The organism is Acidaminococcus sp. BV3L6 (assembly GCF_000468835.1).
GTDB classification, from domain to species: Bacteria; Bacillota; Negativicutes; order Acidaminococcales; family Acidaminococcaceae; genus Acidaminococcus; species Acidaminococcus intestini.
This window is the reverse complement of record NZ_AWUR01000042.1, coordinates 1-15,653: the sequence shown is the minus strand read 5'-3', so window position 1 is coordinate 15,653 and position 15,653 is coordinate 1. Positions and strand designations below refer to the sequence as shown.

General features: G+C 48.6%; 16 protein-coding genes and 2 pseudogenes. 13 read left to right on the top strand and 5 right to left on the bottom strand.

All coding sequences use genetic code 11. From position 1 onward, the window contains the following. Window positions 1-278: 278 nt before the first annotated feature. Both pyk and HMPREF1246_RS07680 read left to right on the top strand, forming a co-directional pair. Window positions 279-2,027: a pyruvate kinase gene (gene pyk, locus HMPREF1246_RS07685; RefSeq protein ID WP_035224600.1), complete on the top strand. Its 1,749-nt coding sequence runs from the start codon at window positions 279-281 to the stop codon at window positions 2,025-2,027. A gap of 209 nt (window positions 2,028-2,236) precedes the next feature. Further along, window positions 2,237-3,127, top strand: coding sequence for an AEC family transporter (locus tag HMPREF1246_RS07680; protein ID WP_231368263.1), 891 nt, complete (start codon window positions 2,237-2,239; stop codon window positions 3,125-3,127). A gap of 46 nt (window positions 3,128-3,173) precedes the next feature. Here HMPREF1246_RS07680 and HMPREF1246_RS07675 read toward each other — a convergent pair whose 3' ends face one another. Then, a complete protein-coding gene (locus tag HMPREF1246_RS07675; RefSeq protein WP_021737201.1) occupies window positions 3,174-4,292 on the bottom strand; it encodes an acyltransferase in 1,119 nt (372 codons plus the stop codon). A gap of 134 nt (window positions 4,293-4,426) precedes the next feature. On the opposite strand from HMPREF1246_RS07675, the gene HMPREF1246_RS07670 reads away from it, so the two are divergent. From HMPREF1246_RS07670 to HMPREF1246_RS07625, 10 genes are all read left to right on the top strand, one after another. After that, window positions 4,427-4,942 carry a hypothetical protein gene (locus tag HMPREF1246_RS07670; protein ID WP_021737171.1) on the top strand — a complete coding sequence of 172 codons (516 nt, stop codon included), beginning with the start codon at window positions 4,427-4,429 and terminating at the stop codon, window positions 4,940-4,942. 84 nt (window positions 4,943-5,026) lie between these two features. Next, complete coding sequence (gene trkA / locus HMPREF1246_RS07665; RefSeq protein ID WP_021737164.1) at window positions 5,027-6,385, top strand: Trk system potassium transporter TrkA; 1,359 nt, start codon at window positions 5,027-5,029, stop codon at window positions 6,383-6,385. A gap of 12 nt (window positions 6,386-6,397) precedes the next feature. Continuing rightward, window positions 6,398-7,843, top strand: a complete 1,446-nt coding sequence (locus HMPREF1246_RS07660) for a TrkH family potassium uptake protein (protein WP_009015929.1) — start codon at window positions 6,398-6,400, stop codon at window positions 7,841-7,843. A 10-nt stretch (window positions 7,844-7,853) separates the two neighbouring features. Beyond that, complete coding sequence (locus HMPREF1246_RS07655) at window positions 7,854-8,147, top strand: hypothetical protein (RefSeq protein WP_009015928.1); 294 nt, start codon at window positions 7,854-7,856, stop codon at window positions 8,145-8,147. 83 nt (window positions 8,148-8,230) lie between these two features. Continuing rightward, window positions 8,231-9,172, top strand: a complete 942-nt coding sequence (gene prmA, locus HMPREF1246_RS07650) for a 50S ribosomal protein L11 methyltransferase (protein ID WP_021737162.1) — start codon at window positions 8,231-8,233, stop codon at window positions 9,170-9,172. Continuing rightward, entirely contained in the window at window positions 9,165-9,908 is a 744-nt protein-coding gene (locus tag HMPREF1246_RS07645) for a 16S rRNA (uracil(1498)-N(3))-methyltransferase (RefSeq protein WP_231368262.1), read from the top strand. Before prmA ends, HMPREF1246_RS07645 begins: the two co-directional genes overlap by 8 nt. 2 nt (window positions 9,909-9,910) lie before the next feature. Further along, entirely contained in the window at window positions 9,911-11,218 is a 1,308-nt protein-coding gene (mtaB, locus tag HMPREF1246_RS07640) for a tRNA (N(6)-L-threonylcarbamoyladenosine(37)-C(2))-methylthiotransferase MtaB (RefSeq protein WP_021737160.1), read from the top strand. A 60-nt stretch (window positions 11,219-11,278) separates the two neighbouring features. Next, the gene (locus HMPREF1246_RS07635; protein WP_009015924.1) at window positions 11,279-11,614 is read left to right on the top strand and encodes a histidine triad nucleotide-binding protein; all 336 of its coding nucleotides are present in this window, start codon (window positions 11,279-11,281) and stop codon (window positions 11,612-11,614) included. A 94-nt stretch (window positions 11,615-11,708) separates the two neighbouring features. Next, a complete protein-coding gene (gene rpsU / locus HMPREF1246_RS07630; RefSeq protein ID WP_009015923.1) occupies window positions 11,709-11,885 on the top strand; it encodes a 30S ribosomal protein S21 in 177 nt (58 codons plus the stop codon). Between the two features lie 20 nt (window positions 11,886-11,905). Next, a complete protein-coding gene (locus HMPREF1246_RS07625) occupies window positions 11,906-12,379 on the top strand; it encodes a GatB/YqeY domain-containing protein (protein WP_021737170.1) in 474 nt (157 codons plus the stop codon). Between the two features lie 220 nt (window positions 12,380-12,599). Here the strand turns inward: HMPREF1246_RS07625 and HMPREF1246_RS10595 are convergent, their stop codons facing one another. Then, window positions 12,600-12,734, bottom strand: a complete 135-nt coding sequence (locus HMPREF1246_RS10595) for a transposase (protein ID WP_158306811.1) — start codon at window positions 12,732-12,734, stop codon at window positions 12,600-12,602. Window positions 12,735-13,394: 660 nt separating this feature from the next. Here HMPREF1246_RS10595 and HMPREF1246_RS07615 point away from each other — a divergent pair. Continuing rightward, window positions 13,395-14,393, top strand: a complete 999-nt coding sequence (locus HMPREF1246_RS07615; protein WP_009015921.1) for an alpha/beta hydrolase — start codon at window positions 13,395-13,397, stop codon at window positions 14,391-14,393. Window positions 14,394-14,544: 151 nt separating this feature from the next. Here HMPREF1246_RS07615 and HMPREF1246_RS11110 read toward each other — a convergent pair. The 3 genes and pseudogenes from HMPREF1246_RS11110 to HMPREF1246_RS10910 all read right to left on the bottom strand — a co-directional run. Further along, window positions 14,545-14,868: pseudogene (locus tag HMPREF1246_RS11110) on the bottom strand (transposase); the annotation flags it as partial. Window positions 14,869-14,890: 22 nt separating this feature from the next. After that, window positions 14,891-15,058, bottom strand: a pseudogene (locus tag HMPREF1246_RS10915) (transposase); the annotation flags it as partial. A 145-nt stretch (window positions 15,059-15,203) separates the two neighbouring features. Next, window positions 15,204-15,608 (bottom strand): transposase family protein, encoded by a 405-nt coding sequence (locus HMPREF1246_RS10910; protein ID WP_231368261.1) that lies wholly within the window; start codon window positions 15,606-15,608, stop codon window positions 15,204-15,206. Between the last annotated feature and the right edge of the window lie 45 nt (window positions 15,609-15,653).

The following is a 15,653-nucleotide window of genomic DNA, read 5'->3' as shown; positions in this document are numbered from 1 at the left end:
TACTTTCTTTGTAGTACAATGAAATGAGCCGGTTTCAGGAAATGTCACTTGCTGGATGGCTAAGGAGAAGGTCCTCATTCTTTACCTGGATTGGTTCCGTACCGATCCTGTTCTGGATGGAAAGTTCCCCTTCCTTGCGAGGGCAATCCATGCGCACCGCGGCTTGTGGGCTATACGATCTATTTCCTGGGATGACGGCTTTTTTACAGGGATGGATGAATACAACACCAAAGACTCTCCCCGGTGGGAAGAAAGGTCAAGATAAAGGAGTTCTTACCATGAAAAAAACGAAGATTATTTGTACTTTGGGTCCGGCAACGGACAGAAAAGAGATCCTTGTCAAGATGATTGAAAGCGGCATGGATTTGGCTCGTTTCAACTTTTCCCATGGATCCCATGAGGAATGTGCCAAACGATTGGCCCTTTTGAAGGAAGCCATTGCCGAAACAGGCCGTGTCATCGGTTTTATCGGCGATACAAAGGGACCGGAAATGCGCCTGGGCCTGTTTAAGGGGGACAAGGTGACACTGAAGGACGGGGACGCCTTTACACTGACTGCAGAAGCCTGCGAGGGCACAGCGGAAAAAGCCCATGTAAACTACAGCGGTCTTCCCCAAGAGGTGAAAAAAGGTGATACGATCCTTCTGAATGATGGGAAACTGACCCTTCGGGTAGAATCAACGACGGATACTGAAATCCATACAACGGTCACCAACGGCGGGGAGATTTCTTCCCGTAAGCGTGTCGCTGTGCCAGGGGCTATCTTGAAGCTGCCCTTTATGTCGGAAGCAGACGTGTCCGATATTACCTTTGCGGCAAATGCGGGAATGGATTATATTGCAGCCTCCTTTGTACGCAGCGCCGATGATGCCATGCAGATCCGGCGCCTTCTGGAGAGCCTCGGCTCCAATATGGGCATCATTGCCAAGATTGAAAACCAGGAAGGCGTCGATAACATCGATGAAATCCTGAAAGTTGTCGACGGTGTCATGGTCGCCCGTGGTGATTTGGGTGTCGAGATTCCTATGGAAGATGTTCCTGTTGTCCAAAAGCAGATCATCGCAAAATGCAATGCAGCTGGCAAACCTGCCGTCACGGCAACCCAAATGCTTGAGAGCATGATCACAAATTACCATGCCACGCGTGCTGAGGCAAGTGATGTGGCAAATGCCATCTATGACGGGACCGATGCCATCATGCTGAGCGGTGAAACCGCTTCCGGTGCCTATCCTGTCGAAGCCGTGGAAACCATGAGCCGGATTGCCAAACGGACGGAAGCTTCCCTTGACTATGTGAATGTCTTTAAACATAAAGGCATTGGGGCACAGGTCCAGATGACGGACGCTATTTCCCATGCCACGGTGCAGATTGCTCAGGAACTTGATGCCAACGTGATCCTGTCCATTACGGAATCTGGATACACGGCCCGCATGGTTGCCAAATATCGTCCCCACGCCATGGTAGTCGGTGTTTCCCCGAAAGAAGAGAGCCTGCGCCGCATGGCGCTTTATTGGGGCGTCGTTCCCCTTAAAGGCCTCAATAAACCCAATACGGATGCCCTCATTGACCTTGCCGTCAACGAAGCCAGAAATGCAGGTCTTGTCCGGAAAGGGGATTCGGTCATTGTCACGGCTGGTAAGAACGTGGGGAAAGTAGGAAGTACGAACCTTATTCAGGTTGTCAATGTCGGTGAAATTGTCGTCAAAGGGCAGGGCATTGGCCGTAAATCCGTTACGGGCGAAGTGGTCCGCGTGGAGCATCTCAGTGATGTCGATAAAATAAAAGAGGGTTCCATTCTTGTCTGTTCCGCCCTTGAAAACGAAATGGGCGCCAAAGCGGCCCAATCAGCGGGCATCATTGCTGAAGAAGGGGGCTTTACCTCGCCGGCGGCCATTGTGGGCATCAATTTCGGAATCCCTGTGATTGTTGGGGCCGCTGGAGCCATGAAGGAATTGGAAGATGGCGATGTGGTGACCCTTGACGTGGAGTCCGGTACGGTCTATGCCGGGAAAATCAACGTCAAATAAAAAGCGCATTGATGGATTAAAAAAACTTTACAAACAGCGTCACGGAGGCTTTTTTCCGTGGCGCTGTTTTGGTTATTCTTAAAAATACTAAGGCCCTTTCGTGAATTTAAAAAGAAGGCAATGGCCGCTTTTCCCGTTTTCTTGGAATCCAATCTGCTACAATAGAATTAAAATGGAGGAAGGTGAAGAATGTGGAAGGCTTTTGGCAGATGCTCTCCATCCAGATGTTGCTTTTTGTCTATATGGCCATTGGCTATGGACTGCGTAAAGGGAAAATCCTCAAAGCGGAGGCGCGGGATGCTTTTACGGAATTTGTCATCCTTGTTACCCTGCCGTGCATGATCTTTGAGTCCTTCCAGATTACCTTGACAGTTGAAACGCTGCAAAAAGGGCTCCTGAGCCTTTTTGTCGCCTCTTCTGTGGAAGTCCTTTCACTCATAATCAGCAACGTAGCCTTTCGGTTCTGTAAAAAAGATGAAATTCCTATCATGCGCTACGGGACGCTGGTCAGTAACTCCGGTTTTGCCGGTCTGCCGGTTATTGAAAATGGGTATGGGCTGGATGGTCTTTTTTATGCCAGCCTCTACATCATCCCTACAAGGATCCTCATGTGGAGTGCGGGCATCAGCCTTTTTACGACGGCACCGCGCTGGGAGCGTATAAAGAGGGTCCTATTCAACCCGGGCATCATTGCCGTAGAACTGGGGCTCCTGCGGATGCTCTTTGAACCCGACCTGCCGCTGGTTGCCGTGAGTGCAATCCACGCCTTGGGTGAATGCACGACGCCCCTTGCCATGATCATTGTGGGGATGATTTTGGCAGAGATTCCATTAAAGAACTTCCTATCGGGCAAGGCTTTGCTTCTATCCGCTATCCGTCAGCTTTTCATGCCGTTGGTGCTCCTTCTTAGCCTTCGCGGCCTTCACATCGATCCCCTTCTGACGGCGGTCGCAACCATCCTTACGGGAATGCCTATCGGGTCTACGACGGCCATCCTTGCTGCAAAATATGGGGCCAATGCGGAATTTGCTTCTGCCTGTGTCTTTACGTCAACCGTGACAAGTCTCGTGACGGTGCCCTTTTTGGCTCTTTTCCTCTAAAAAAGAACTCCCAACAAATCCATGATTGGAAGTTGCTGGGAGATTTTTATGCCTTATTGGGTAAACGTGCCAGAAGGTTTCTTTTAAGGGGCGGGACGACGCGTTGCAAAAGACCGGCCGCAACATAGGAGACCGTGACAAGGAGCACGTAAAAGACGGGCATGGGGAATCTGTCAAAGGGAACGATGGCTCGATCGATCCAGTAGCTTAATTGGTCGAGAAAGAAGGGATGGATGAGGTAGATATAAAAGGAACGATCCGATATTTTTTCCAATAAAGGCAGTTTTCCTTCAGGATAGCGGTCCAGAATGGCACTGGCAAAGAGGATGAAGATGACTGTATAGGTCAGGCCCGGTGTGGAAAGCTGCTGCAGTGCATTCGTCGTATCCTCAAGGGGCATGTGATGGATGAGGATCCAGCGGTAGAAGATCAGCGTGTTGCAGCTTGCAGATAGCACAAAAGCCGCGCCCAAGACTTTTTTCCATTTTCTGATGAAGGTAAGGAAGGCCTCATAATGACGGGCAATGACGCCGCCCATCATAAAGACAAAGAGATAGAAGAAGGGAAAATAGTTCAGCCTGTATTGGAGCAGGTCATACAGAAGGGGCGTATCGACAACCCATTGGGGATAGGCCCAGAAGTGGGCACTGACCCGGTATAAGAAAAGCTCTAAGATAAACAGGATGGATAGGCTCAGATAAAGGCCCATGGCTTCCATCTTTTTCATGAGGCTTCTCCATAGGGGAAAGAGCAGATAGAACCACATGAGGATGACGAGAAAATAGATGTGATAATTTCCCAGTCCAAAAAAGAGGGTGAAAAGCACGTATTTGGGATGCCACATGGCAAGGTTTCGGGCCATGAGACTTGCGACACCCATATAAAAGAGGCTCGTCACTACATAGGGAATCCCGATGCTCTTGAATCTTTTCTTGATAAAGGACCTATACTCCAAGGGCTTTTCCAAGGGATGGGAATAAAAAAGTCCGTAGCCGGAGATAAAAAAGAAGGTGGGCACGCTGTAGCGGCTCAGCACTTCACACAAAAGGTAGAGCCAGTTCCATGGTGTACCGGACTGCATGACAAGGTCACCGACGTGGATGGCAACGACGCCCAGCATGGAAAGGGCGCGCAAATGGTCAAAGATAATGTTTCGTTTTTTCATAAAAGAGCTCCTCTAAACGGTGTTTCCTTAACTTATCAATTATAATATACCCAAAGGGAAAAGGCCATCGAAAAAATCAACTGGTCAGATGGACCTTGCCTTGCTACAATGAAAATAAGAAAGGAGGGATCCCTATGAACCATCATACGATGCAGGCTTTTGCGCGGGGGAGCCTTTTTTTGGCTTTCGCTCTTATGGTGCAGCAGCTGCGTATTTTGCTGCCTTTGCCGCCTTTTGTGATGACGCTCATCATCGGGAGCCTTGTCAATTTGTCCCTGGTCCTTGCGGGGCGCTTTACGGCGCCTGCCGTAATCTGGGCCATGAGTGCGGCCCTGCCTGCAGTGGCCTTTATGCAAGGTCATCTGGCCCTTCCCTTCATGATTCCTGTGGTCTTTTTCTCAAACGCGGCTTACGCTTTTTTCTGTAAAGAAGCGCAGCGTGCGCGCCTTCGTATCTTGATTGCCCCGCTTTTCAAGGCATCCTGTATGACAGCGGGGCTTTTTGCCGTGAGCTCCCTCTTTCAGGTCGGCCCTCAACTCGTCTGGCGGTTTCTTCTGTTCTATGGGAGCATGCAATGGGCGACCTCCTTTTTAGGCTGCCTCTTTTTCGAACTTGTGGCTCGGCGTCTTGCTGGAAAAGAAAGTGTATGAAATGGTACAATCATATGGCTTTTTGGAAAGGCCCGTTATATAATAGATTGATACGCTTTTAGATTTGCTGTGGGGGAGAACAAAATGCAAATTATCGTTGTCGGCTGCGGTAAGGTGGGACGAAATATCGTTACGCAGCTTATCAAGGAAAACAATAATGTGACCGTCATTGATACCAATGCGGACCTCATCCACCATATTTCGACCAACTACGACGTCATGGGTATCATAGGCAACGGCTCAAGTTTCAACGTCTTGCGGCAGGCCGATCTTAAGCATGCGGATATGCTTATTGCCGTGACGGAAAGCGATGAAGTCAATCTTTTGACCTGCGTCATTGCCAAACTCAATAATAGCGGCTGTCACACCATTGCCCGTGTGCGGAGCCCGCATTATTCGGAGGAAAGCCATTTCCTGCAAAAGGGCCTGAATCTTTCCATGACCATCAATCCGGAACTGGAAGCTGCCAAGGAAATGACGCGGCTCCTTAATTTTCCTACGGCAATTGATATCTTCAGCTTTGCCAAGGACCGAATCGATATGCTGCGCTTCCGCGTTCCCCAGCGGTCCATGCTCATTGGGATTTCCTTAAAGCAGTTGGCGCAGCTGACGACAAATAATCTGCTTATCTGCATCATTGAACGCAATAGTGAAATCATTGTTCCTAACGGGGATACAGTCATCATGAGCGGCGACATCCTGACCATCATGGCTATGCCCAGCGATGTCGAGGAATTTTTCCGCAAAATCGGTGTCAAGACAAACAAAGCGGAAAACGTCATGATTGTCGGCGGCGGAGCTACAAGCTATTATTTGGCCAAGCTTCTTTCCAGCCGCAATATCCACGTGGCCATCATCGAAAAGGATATGAAACGCTGCGAAGAGCTTGTGGATGCCTTGCCCGATGTAACTGTCGATTGTGGGGATGGAACGGACCGCCAACTGCTTGATGAGGAACATCTGGAAAATATGGACGGCTTTGTGGCCTGCACGGGCATCGATGAAGTTAACGCCATCCTTTCCCTTTACGTCATGAACCGTGTGAAGAAAAAGGTTGTCACAAAGCTGAATCATGTCGATTTTGGGGAACTTTTGGATAACCTTCATCTGGACAGCGTCATCAATCCGAAGGAGATTACGGCCCAAAAGATTGTGCAGTATGTCCGGGCTGCCGGCAACAGCATGGAGTCCAATGTGGAAACCCTTTATCGCCTTATGAATGGGCGCGTCGAAGCCATGGAATTTTTCATTGATAAGGATTCCTTGGTGACCGGGCAGAAGCTCGTCGATATGAAAATCAAGGACGGTGTCATCATTGCTGGAATCCTGCGCGGCGGCAGGCTGATTATCCCAGGCGGTCAGGATGAATTCCGGATTGGGGATACGGTCATTGTCGTAACAACCCATATCGGGTTCCACGATATTTATAATATTTTAAAATAGTGGGGTGAGGCCATGAATTATGCTGTGATTGGAAGGATCCTTTCCTGGGTCCTTCGTACGGAAGGCCTCTTAATGCTGCTTCCCTGCCTCATTGCCCTCATTTATGGGGAGTGGCAGGGCCTGGTCTATCTTGCCCTGGGAGTCGGGGCCATAGCGGCAGGCTGGCTCCTTTCCCGCAAAAAGATTGCCAATCCCGCCATCTATCAGCGCGAAGGCTTTGTGTCCGTTGGGCTTTCTTGGGTTGTCCTTTCCCTTTATGGAGCAATTCCCTTTGTCATTACCGGTGAGATTCCGGTTTTTCTTGATGCCCTTTTTGAGATTGTGTCAGGGTTTACGACGACAGGTTCTTCCATATTGGCCAATGTGGAGGCGCTCTCTCATACAAGCCTGTTTTGGCGGAGCTTTTCCCACTGGATTGGCGGGATGGGCGTCTTGGTCTTCATTCTCATGATGATCCCCTCAGGCAGCGGTGGTACGCAGATCAATCTCATGAAAGCGGAAAGCCCCGGTCCTGATGTATCAAAGTTCGTGCCCCGTGTAAAGAACACGGCCATCGTCCTTTACCGTATCTATCTTGGTATGACCCTTCTCATGATTGCCATCTTGGCTTTTTCTGGGATGAACTGGTTCCATAACCTGTGCATTACTTTTGGCACGGCGGGAACGGGGGGCTTCGGGGTCCTCAACAGCAGCTGCGCTGAGTATACGCCCTTTCAGCAGTGGATCATCACCATTTTTATGATTGCCTTTGGCGTCAATTTCAGTTTCTATTACTTGCTTCTGACAAAGAATTTCTATGAAGCCTTCCATCTGGAAGAAGTGGGGGCGTATCTTGCCATCATCCTTTGTGCCGGCCTTGCCATTACCTGGCAGATTGAACCGCGGTATGGCAATTTTGAGGAAGCCCTGCGCGTGGCCTATTTTCAAGTCGGCAGCATCATTACGACGACAGGGTTTTCAACGGTGGACTTTGACCTATGGCCAAGCTTTTCCAAAACCATCCTTGTCATGCTCATGATCATCGGAGCCTGTGCCGGATCAACAGGGGGCGGCGTCAAAGTCAGCCGCGTTGTCCTTGTCATGAAGAGTATCAAGCAGGAACTGCGCCAAATCATTCATCCCCATGGTGTACAGTGTGTCCGGATGGACAAGAAGACCGTGGACCGCAAGGTCCTCAGTTCCCTTTATGTCTATTTGACGAGTTATTTCTTTGTCTTTGGTCTTTCCGTGCTTGCCATCAGTCTCGAAAACTTTAGTTTTACGACCAACTTTACGGCTGTTGCGGCCACCCTCAACAATATCGGACCGGGACTTGCAGAAGTGGGTCCGAGCCGTAACTTTGGCGTATATGGAGACTTTTCCAAGTTGGTCCTGATCTTTGATATGCTCGCTGGCCGTTTGGAACTGCTCCCCATGCTGCTGCTTTTTTACCCACGGACTTGGTCCAGCAAATGCTAAGGAGCCTCATATGACAAATGAAGTGGAATACTGGACGGAGCGTCTTATAAAAGAAGTTGTCCTGCTGGGTCACCCTGCTGAATTTGGACGTCTGCTTGCTGCAAATTTGGGCTCTGAAAAAAGCATCCGCCGTTTGGCCCTTTATGTCGCGCACAATCAGCCGGCTTCGGCTGAGGACATTGCTGATGAAATGCTTGCCATCTGCGATGAACGAGACGCATGGCGCCGTAAAAAGGAAGCTGAATATTACAGCCAAAAAGTGAACGCGTGGTATAATCGAGACCGCAAAAAAGACCAGGACTGAGGGCCTGGTCTTTTTTTTCGGCTGTATGACGGAGCGCCCTACCTGTGGTATAATGAGCTGATAACAAAGAAAGGATGAAGCAAATGGATACTTGGCAGCAAGTCAGCATCAGTGTAACCCGTGAAGCCGTCGAAGCAACAGCCAATCTTTTTTGTGAAGCCGGCGCCCGTAACGGAGTTGAAATAGACGATCCCCTGCTCCTCAAGGAGCTCAAGGAACATACAACGTGGGAACTGTGTGACCTTCCCATGCCGGAAGAAACGGAGATTGTGACCGTTTCTGCCTATTATCCTGAAGATGAAGAACTGTCCGGACGCCTTTCCACCATTAAGGAAGGCTTGTCAGAGATAGAAAAGAGAATTGGCAGCTTCCAGATAGGTCAGCTCCGCTTCCGTAAGGTGAGTGAAAAAGATTGGGCCAATGAATGGAAGCAGTATTTCCATACGACGAAGATCGGCAGTCAGATTGTCATCAAACCCGATTGGGAAAGCTATACCCCGACGGCGGAAGAAAAAGTCATCGAACTTGATCCCGGTATGGCCTTTGGTACGGGAACGCATGCTACAACGCGGATGTGTATCGAACGCCTTGAGGAACTGGTCACGCCCAATATCGATGTGTATGACGTCGGTACAGGAAGCGGGATCCTTGCCATGACGGCCGCGCTTATGGGCGCGCGTTCCATTCATGCCATTGATATTGACGGCAAGGCTGTGGAAGTGGCCAAGGAAAATATTGCCAAAAATCACCTTTCCAACCGGATTACGGTCAAAAAGGGCAATCTCCTCGATGATGCCGATGAAAAGGCCGATCTCATTGTGGCAAACATTATTGCTGACATCATCATCACGCTCCTTCCCGATGCATTCAAAAAGCTCCGTCAAGGCGGGCTCTTCCTCGCCTCGGGCGTCATCAAGGAGCGCCTTTGCGATGTGGAAAAAGCGGCTCGGCAACATGGTTTTACTGTCCTTGATGTTAAAAACCGTGCTGGTTGGACCGCAATCACCATGAGAAAGGATGCCTGACGTGTACCGTTTCTTTTTAGGCAAACCCTTTGCCGATACCCTGGAAGTGACAGGCCAGGATGCCCATCACATGGGCCATGTCCTGCGCATGAAAGTAGGGGACGAGGTTCAAATCGTAAGCCTTGACCAGATTGCCGCCGTTATGAAAATTACGGCCTTTTCCAAAGATGCCGTCACCCTTGAAACAGTACGGATCCTTGAAGAAAACCACGAACCGACAGTGAGGGTCACCCTCTATCAGGGGCTTCCCAAGCAGGACAAGATGGAATGGATCATCCAAAAAGCCATTGAACTGGGTATTTCGGAGATCCAACCTGTCAGTATGGCTCATTGTGTCGTTCGCCTCGACGAGGGGAAAGCTGCCAAAAAGCTGGAGCGCTGGCAAAAGATTGCTGAGGCAGCGGCCAAGCAAAGCAAGCGGGATATCGTCCCTGTTATCAAGGCCCCTCTGCCGGTAGCGCTCGCCCTGACTTCCTGTGAAGCGGACCTAAAGCTCATGGCCTACGAAGTCGAGGAAGAAGGCAGCCTGCGCAGGACTCTTCAGAAGACTCCTGATGCAAAATCTATTGCTCTTCTCATTGGGCCTGAAGGCGGTATTTCAGGGGATGAATTTGATCTTGCTGCTGCCCATGACTGGCAGTCTGTCAGCCTTGGACCACGCATCCTGCGCACGGAAACCGCGGCTCTTGCGGCCCTTGCGGCTATCCAATACGAAACCGGAAACCTGGGAGGTTAAGTGTGAAGCACAGCATCAGTTTTTATACTCTGGGCTGCAAAGTGAACCAGTCCGATACGGCTTCCATGGAAAAACTTTTCCGTGAAGCTGGCTATGAAATCGTTCCTTTTGGAGAAGCCAGTGATATTTGTCTCATCAATACCTGCGTCGTCACCAATATGGGGCAGGGGAAATCCCGGCGCATGATCCGCCGTACCATCAAACGTGATCCCAAACCGCTCATAGTCGTTACAGGGTGTTATCCCCAGACGGCGCCGGAAGAGGTTGCGGCCCTTGAGGGCGTGGACCTGCTTGTCGGCAACCGTGACCGGGCCCGCATCGTTGAGCTTGTGGAAGAGCGCCTCGGTGAGCGGGACGCGGCGCCCGTCAATGACGTCCTTGACCTGCCTGTAGGCAGTGAATTTGAAGATCTTGCGGCTTCTGTCGATGACAGCCGTGACCGGGCCTTCCTAAAGATTCAGGAAGGCTGTGATCAGTACTGCTCGTACTGCATCATCCCCTATGCAAGAGGTCATCTGCGTTCCCGACCGCTATCAAGTATCCGCCGCGAAGTGGAGCACCTTACAGAAGAAGGGTATAAGGAAGTCGTTCTCCTTGGTATCCATCTTGGCTGTTATGGTAAGGAGACGGCAAATGGCGAGCGTCTCTCCGATGCCGTTAGCGCTGCCCTTTCTGTACCGGCCCTGTGCCGTCTGCGCTTAGGCTCCTTGGAATCGGTGGAAGTCCAGCCGGAGCTCCTTCGGCTCATGCAGGAAGATCCGCGTTTTTGCTGCCATCTTCATTTGCCTCTTCAATCTGGCTGCGATAAGATACTAAAGGCGATGAACCGGCCTTATGACACAGCCCGCTTCAAGGAGCTCATTGATAGGATCCGTGCAGCTGTTCCGGATGTAGCCATTACAACGGATATCATAGTCGGATTCCCGGGGGAGACGGAAGCTGACTTTGCCCAAACCCTGACCTTTGCTGAGGCCTGCGGCTTTGCCAAGATCCATATCTTTCCTTATTCCAAACGCAAGGGAACGCCGGCAGCAGAACGGAAGGACCAGCTTTCCAATAAGGAAAAGGAAGACAGGGTCCATCGTTTGGAGGCAGTGGACCGCAAAGGAAATGAAATCTTCCGAAAGACCCTCATTGGGCGCCAGTACCCCGTCTTGTGGGAACAAATAGGCAGGAAAGGGCTTTGGGAAGGTCTCACACCCAATTATGTCCGGGTCTACCTTAAGTCCAAAGAAGACCTTACGGGAACCCTTACGACCGTTGCCGTAACCGGCCTTTTTGATGATGGCGTCCTTGCCGAACCCTGCTGACAGTCAGTGATGAAGGGGACGCACTCAAGCGTCGCCCGTCAAGAGAAAGAGGTGTTTTTTATGAGTGATTGTGTATTTTGTAAAATTGTTTCCGGTGAGATTCCAAGCCCCCGCGTCTATGAAGATGATGAAGTCATTGCCATCAATGACCTTAGTCCCATAGCACCAATCCATGTCCTCATCATTCCCAAGAAACACACGGAAAATATCGTTACGGCGCCGGTGGAACTGGTGGCTCATGTAAAGAAAATCCTGCCGGAAGTAACAAAAAAACTTGGAATTGCTGAAAAAGGCTTCCGTCTCATTGTCAATACAGGCGCCGAAGGCGGCCAAACAGTTCCTCATTTGCACTTCCATATCCTGGGCGGTAAAGAACTAGGTTGGCCGAAGCTCTAAAATCGTTGACAGGTACCCCTCTTTTACGGTATAATAACCGAGTATTAATGTTAAATTACACTTCCCGAAAGAGATCGTGGAGGGAGGGATATAGATGACTGAGATCAGAGTTGGCAAAACTGAATCCATTGACAGTGCGCTTCGTCGTTTTAAGCGTGCGACTCAGAAGGCCGGCGTCCTCTCCGAAGTGAGAAAACGCGAACACTATGAGAAGCCCAGCGTAAAACGCAAAAAGAAGTCTGAAGCTGCCAGAAAACGCAAATCCAGATAATTCGTTTGGGGGCTTTAGTGATGTCTTTACGAGAACTCTTGCAGACGGATATGAAGACCGCCATGAAAGAACGGGAAAGCGGTAAGGAACGCCTTTCCGTCCTGCGTATGGTCTGGGCTGCTGTCCGGAACAAAGAGATTGATGAAAAGACCGAACTTACGGATGATGCCGTCATGGCCGTCTTGATGAAAGAAGTCAAGCAGCGCGAAGACACCATCAAGGAAATCAAGGATGCCAATCGTCCTGACCTTGTCGCTAAGAACGAAGAGGAAATCGAGATTCTTAAGAAGTATCTCCCCGAACCGCTCAGTGATGAGGAACTGAAAAAAGTGATTCAAGATGTCATTGCCACAACCGGCGCCAAGTCCATGAAGGACATGGGAAAGGTCATGGGCCGGGTACTTGCCCAGACCCAAGGCCGCGCAGCTGGTTCGCGCGTCAGTGCCCTCGTCAAGGAATTGCTCAAAATAGTAAAAAAAACTCCGAATAGGTGAGCCTATCGGAGTTTTTTGTTTTTCACCAGCCATTGGGAAAGTCCTCAAAATCATCGTAAGATTAGACAGGGAGAGCTTTTGTTTGTTCCCCATCTTCTTTTTTATTCTTTTTAACTTCCTAAGGGGATGTAGTGATGGTCATTCCGGCAGAAAATAAAAATCTTCCAACCAATGACCAGAGAGGAGAAAAATTCATAAAATTATGCTATAACTTGGTTCCTCACGCATTTTTGGGGGATGCCAAATCATACGTAGGTAAAGACAGGTACCGAATCAAGGTAAAAAAGTATCTGTCGTTCTTGTACCCATACGCATTTCGTTTGGCAACCGTGATTTTGTTGTTGCATCCTTCCAATCGGCCTGTGTTAATAGGGCATTTGGCGGGGGTTGCCAGACCGTCGATTCGCTTTTCCTTCAGCTTGGCGAATGGTGTCCCAATGGATGCCCGCTATCTTCTGCACGCCGGCAATCGTAAGGCCCTGGGAAAGCAGTGATTTAATCTACACAGCGGCCCGTTTGGTGATTCTCGTTCCAGGACATCTGTACGGATTGAGTTCCGTAATCGTTTCCTGACAGCAAGGGCACCGGAAGCGGTACCCCTCGAAAAGGACAGTGCGCCTGGCATTTGGCTGCATAGGCACCGTCCTTAGGCGGGTTCGGTACGTGCCATAGACATGCATCGGCTCTCCGCAGCAAGGGCAGAGAAAATCGGTATGACGTTTCTGGCCGGTGACCACCCATGCCGTGGAATCATCCAAAGGATCTTCAGGGAAGAAAACAAGGTAATTGGGGTCTTGACAAAAAAGGTCTGCTTGAATAATGTACTAAATAGAGGATATCTCAATTCTCCTTTATTTTGGTTTGGTCACCTTATATTTTGGAGAATTTGATGTCCTTTTTCAATATCCATCTGTCTATGACTCCACAAATTTCCGTGAAGAACCTTGATAATATATGGTTATTTATGTATAATACAAATAAAGTGAAAATTATTTCTATTTAAAAGGAGTAAAAAATGAGATTGACAAAAATATTACTGCCTCTTTTTGTCGGATTTATCATTACAGCCCAAGGCTTTGCAGCTGAGCTCACTTCCATGCATAAAATTTTACCTGAATATCGTGAAAAAGCTGCAACCTTCCTCTTTCATATGGAAAATGAAGCAGATGTAGAAGCTTTTATGAAAGCTCCTGTTCAGTCCTTCCCCAATATAACTCCTGAAGTAATACATGCGGACAATGTTGAATTACGTATTTATCGTCCTAAAAATACAGAAAGCGGTACCGCCCTGCCTGTTATTTACTATTCTCACGGTGGTGGATATTTGTTGCGTGGCGCTTATAACAATATGCCTAAATACCAAATGATGGCTGACCGAATGAATGTTGCAGTAGTAACACCAAAATACAGAACTTCAATGGAAGCTTCGTTCCCTGCAGCACTTGAGGATGCGTACAAAGGCTTAAAATTTGTTAAGACTAGCGGTGCTAACTACGGCTTGAACACTGATAAAATTATAATCATGGGCGATAGTGCCGGTGGTGGATTAACGGCTGCTTTAGCTCTCTACAACCGCGATCACGATAATCTAAAGCTCAACGGACAAATTTTGATTTATCCTATGTTGGATAGCCGTACTGGCAGTAAGGATGACATTTATAATGCTCCGTACACAGGCCAAGTTTGCTGGGATCGCGAAACTAACGCGTTTGCATGGAAAAAATTGGCCGGTTACAAAAAGATTCCTAAAAAAATGCGTCAATATTATTCTCCTGCCTTTGCTAAAAACTTAAAAGACTTACCGCCAGCCATGATTTATGTTGGCGATTTAGATCTTTTTGTAAATGAAGACATCAGCTATGGCAATAAATTAATTTCTCAGGGGATTGATACGGAAATGCACGTAATCCCGGGCGTTTACCATGGTTTCGATGCAGCGGTTCCAAATGCTAAAGCAACTATTGATTTCTGGAATACTGTTGCTTACAAAGTTGATTGTTTTATGAACAGATAAATATAAATTAATGAAATTTTGGTTGGTATCTGCATGGGTGTTAAGGCATGCGTCAAAAATTATGGTTATTTTACTGGAGGGTATGAAGAAAAGTCTGTAAATAAGGTCTTCTATGATATATAGTAGCGTATGCTAATTGTATACGCTAATCTTACGGAATTAATCGATTTGGATACATAATAGACAGCTCGCCTCTGACCTTGCCCCAGTTTCTAATAGCCATAGTCCATTTCTTAGTGGCTTCAAACGTTGCAAGATATAACGTTTTTAGCAATGCCTGCGCACTCGGGAAAACGCTTCTCTGGCAATTCAAGCGGCGGTAGGATGAATTCAAACTCTCTATCGCATTCATGGTATAAAAGACCGTACGAACCTCTGTTGAAAATTTAAAAATTGGTGAGATGACATCCCAGTTGTCAAACCATCGCTTCATGGACGCCGGATAATAGGGCGTCCATTTTTTCGGTTCTTTGTCAAATTTTGGGGTGCTAAAGTGTCTATGCTCTCCTGAAGAGGACATGCACGAAAGATAGTGCGTGCCCTTTTTCGTTGCGTGTGTTAATGTACAAGATCCTATGACGAAAGCGCTCAAAATTGCGCAGACCAAATGAGATCCGTTTTACCACCTTGATTTTATTGTTGCAGCCTTCAGTAAAGCCGTTGGTGGTTCGTGCCGGAAGAATGACCATTATCCGCTTGGCTTCAGAGTCAGTGATGATGACCTGATACTTCTGACCCGCGGCATTTCCTTTACATTCATCGATGGAAAGCACGCGGGGAAGGTGACTGGGACGAGGAATATGGACTTCATTAAAGACGCGAATGACCTGGCTGGTGCTGACATGGCATCGTCTGGCCGCTTCTTGAAAAAAGGTGTTGACGCAGCTCCTGGAGCATGACTTGTTGAAGCGAGGAAGAGGGTTGGAAATACGGAGAGGCAAAGGGGCCCTTCTCGTTAACTGTGTGACCACAGCTGCATCTATAGCGCCTCTGGCGATACAGGAGATGCAACTTTTTATGGAGAAGTGGGAAATGTTTAATGAGGCGCGTATAGCAGCCCTTTATGCGTCTTGTAGCGGCCTTACAATGAGGGCAGATGTGTTCTTGAGGCGGCAGCTGAACCGCTAAAACCAAGGCTGATTCCGTTTCCTTTAAATTTTGAATCCATTCCTCTTTAATTCCTGTTAATTTTTCGATATAATCTAGGAAAGGCATATGGATTCAACTCACTTTCTTTATTGTTTGATCACTTTAATTGTA

What these genes read in the sequence shown, in the direction of transcription:
- pyk (WP_035224600.1), top strand. Translation starts at nt 279, where the DNA reads ATGAAAAAAACGAAGATTATTTGTACTTTGGGTCCGGCAACGGACAGA.
- HMPREF1246_RS07680 (WP_231368263.1), top strand. Translation starts at nt 2,237, where the DNA reads ATGCTCTCCATCCAGATGTTGCTTTTTGTCTATATGGCCATTGGCTAT.
- HMPREF1246_RS07675 (WP_021737201.1), bottom strand. Translation starts at nt 4,292, where the DNA reads ATGAAAAAACGAAACATTATCTTTGACCATTTGCGCGCCCTTTCCATG.
- HMPREF1246_RS07670 (WP_021737171.1), top strand. Translation starts at nt 4,427, where the DNA reads ATGAACCATCATACGATGCAGGCTTTTGCGCGGGGGAGCCTTTTTTTG.
- trkA (WP_021737164.1), top strand. Translation starts at nt 5,027, where the DNA reads ATGCAAATTATCGTTGTCGGCTGCGGTAAGGTGGGACGAAATATCGTT.
- HMPREF1246_RS07660 (WP_009015929.1), top strand. Translation starts at nt 6,398, where the DNA reads ATGAATTATGCTGTGATTGGAAGGATCCTTTCCTGGGTCCTTCGTACG.
- HMPREF1246_RS07655 (WP_009015928.1), top strand. Translation starts at nt 7,854, where the DNA reads ATGACAAATGAAGTGGAATACTGGACGGAGCGTCTTATAAAAGAAGTT.
- prmA (WP_021737162.1), top strand. Translation starts at nt 8,231, where the DNA reads ATGGATACTTGGCAGCAAGTCAGCATCAGTGTAACCCGTGAAGCCGTC.
- HMPREF1246_RS07645 (WP_231368262.1), top strand. Translation starts at nt 9,165, where the DNA reads ATGCCTGACGTGTACCGTTTCTTTTTAGGCAAACCCTTTGCCGATACC.
- HMPREF1246_RS07635 (WP_009015924.1), top strand. Translation starts at nt 11,279, where the DNA reads ATGAGTGATTGTGTATTTTGTAAAATTGTTTCCGGTGAGATTCCAAGC.
- rpsU (WP_009015923.1), top strand. Translation starts at nt 11,709, where the DNA reads ATGACTGAGATCAGAGTTGGCAAAACTGAATCCATTGACAGTGCGCTT.
- HMPREF1246_RS07625 (WP_021737170.1), top strand. Translation starts at nt 11,906, where the DNA reads ATGTCTTTACGAGAACTCTTGCAGACGGATATGAAGACCGCCATGAAA.
- HMPREF1246_RS07615 (WP_009015921.1), top strand. Translation starts at nt 13,395, where the DNA reads ATGAGATTGACAAAAATATTACTGCCTCTTTTTGTCGGATTTATCATT.
- HMPREF1246_RS10910 (WP_231368261.1), bottom strand. Translation starts at nt 15,608, where the DNA reads ATGCCTTTCCTAGATTATATCGAAAAATTAACAGGAATTAAAGAGGAA.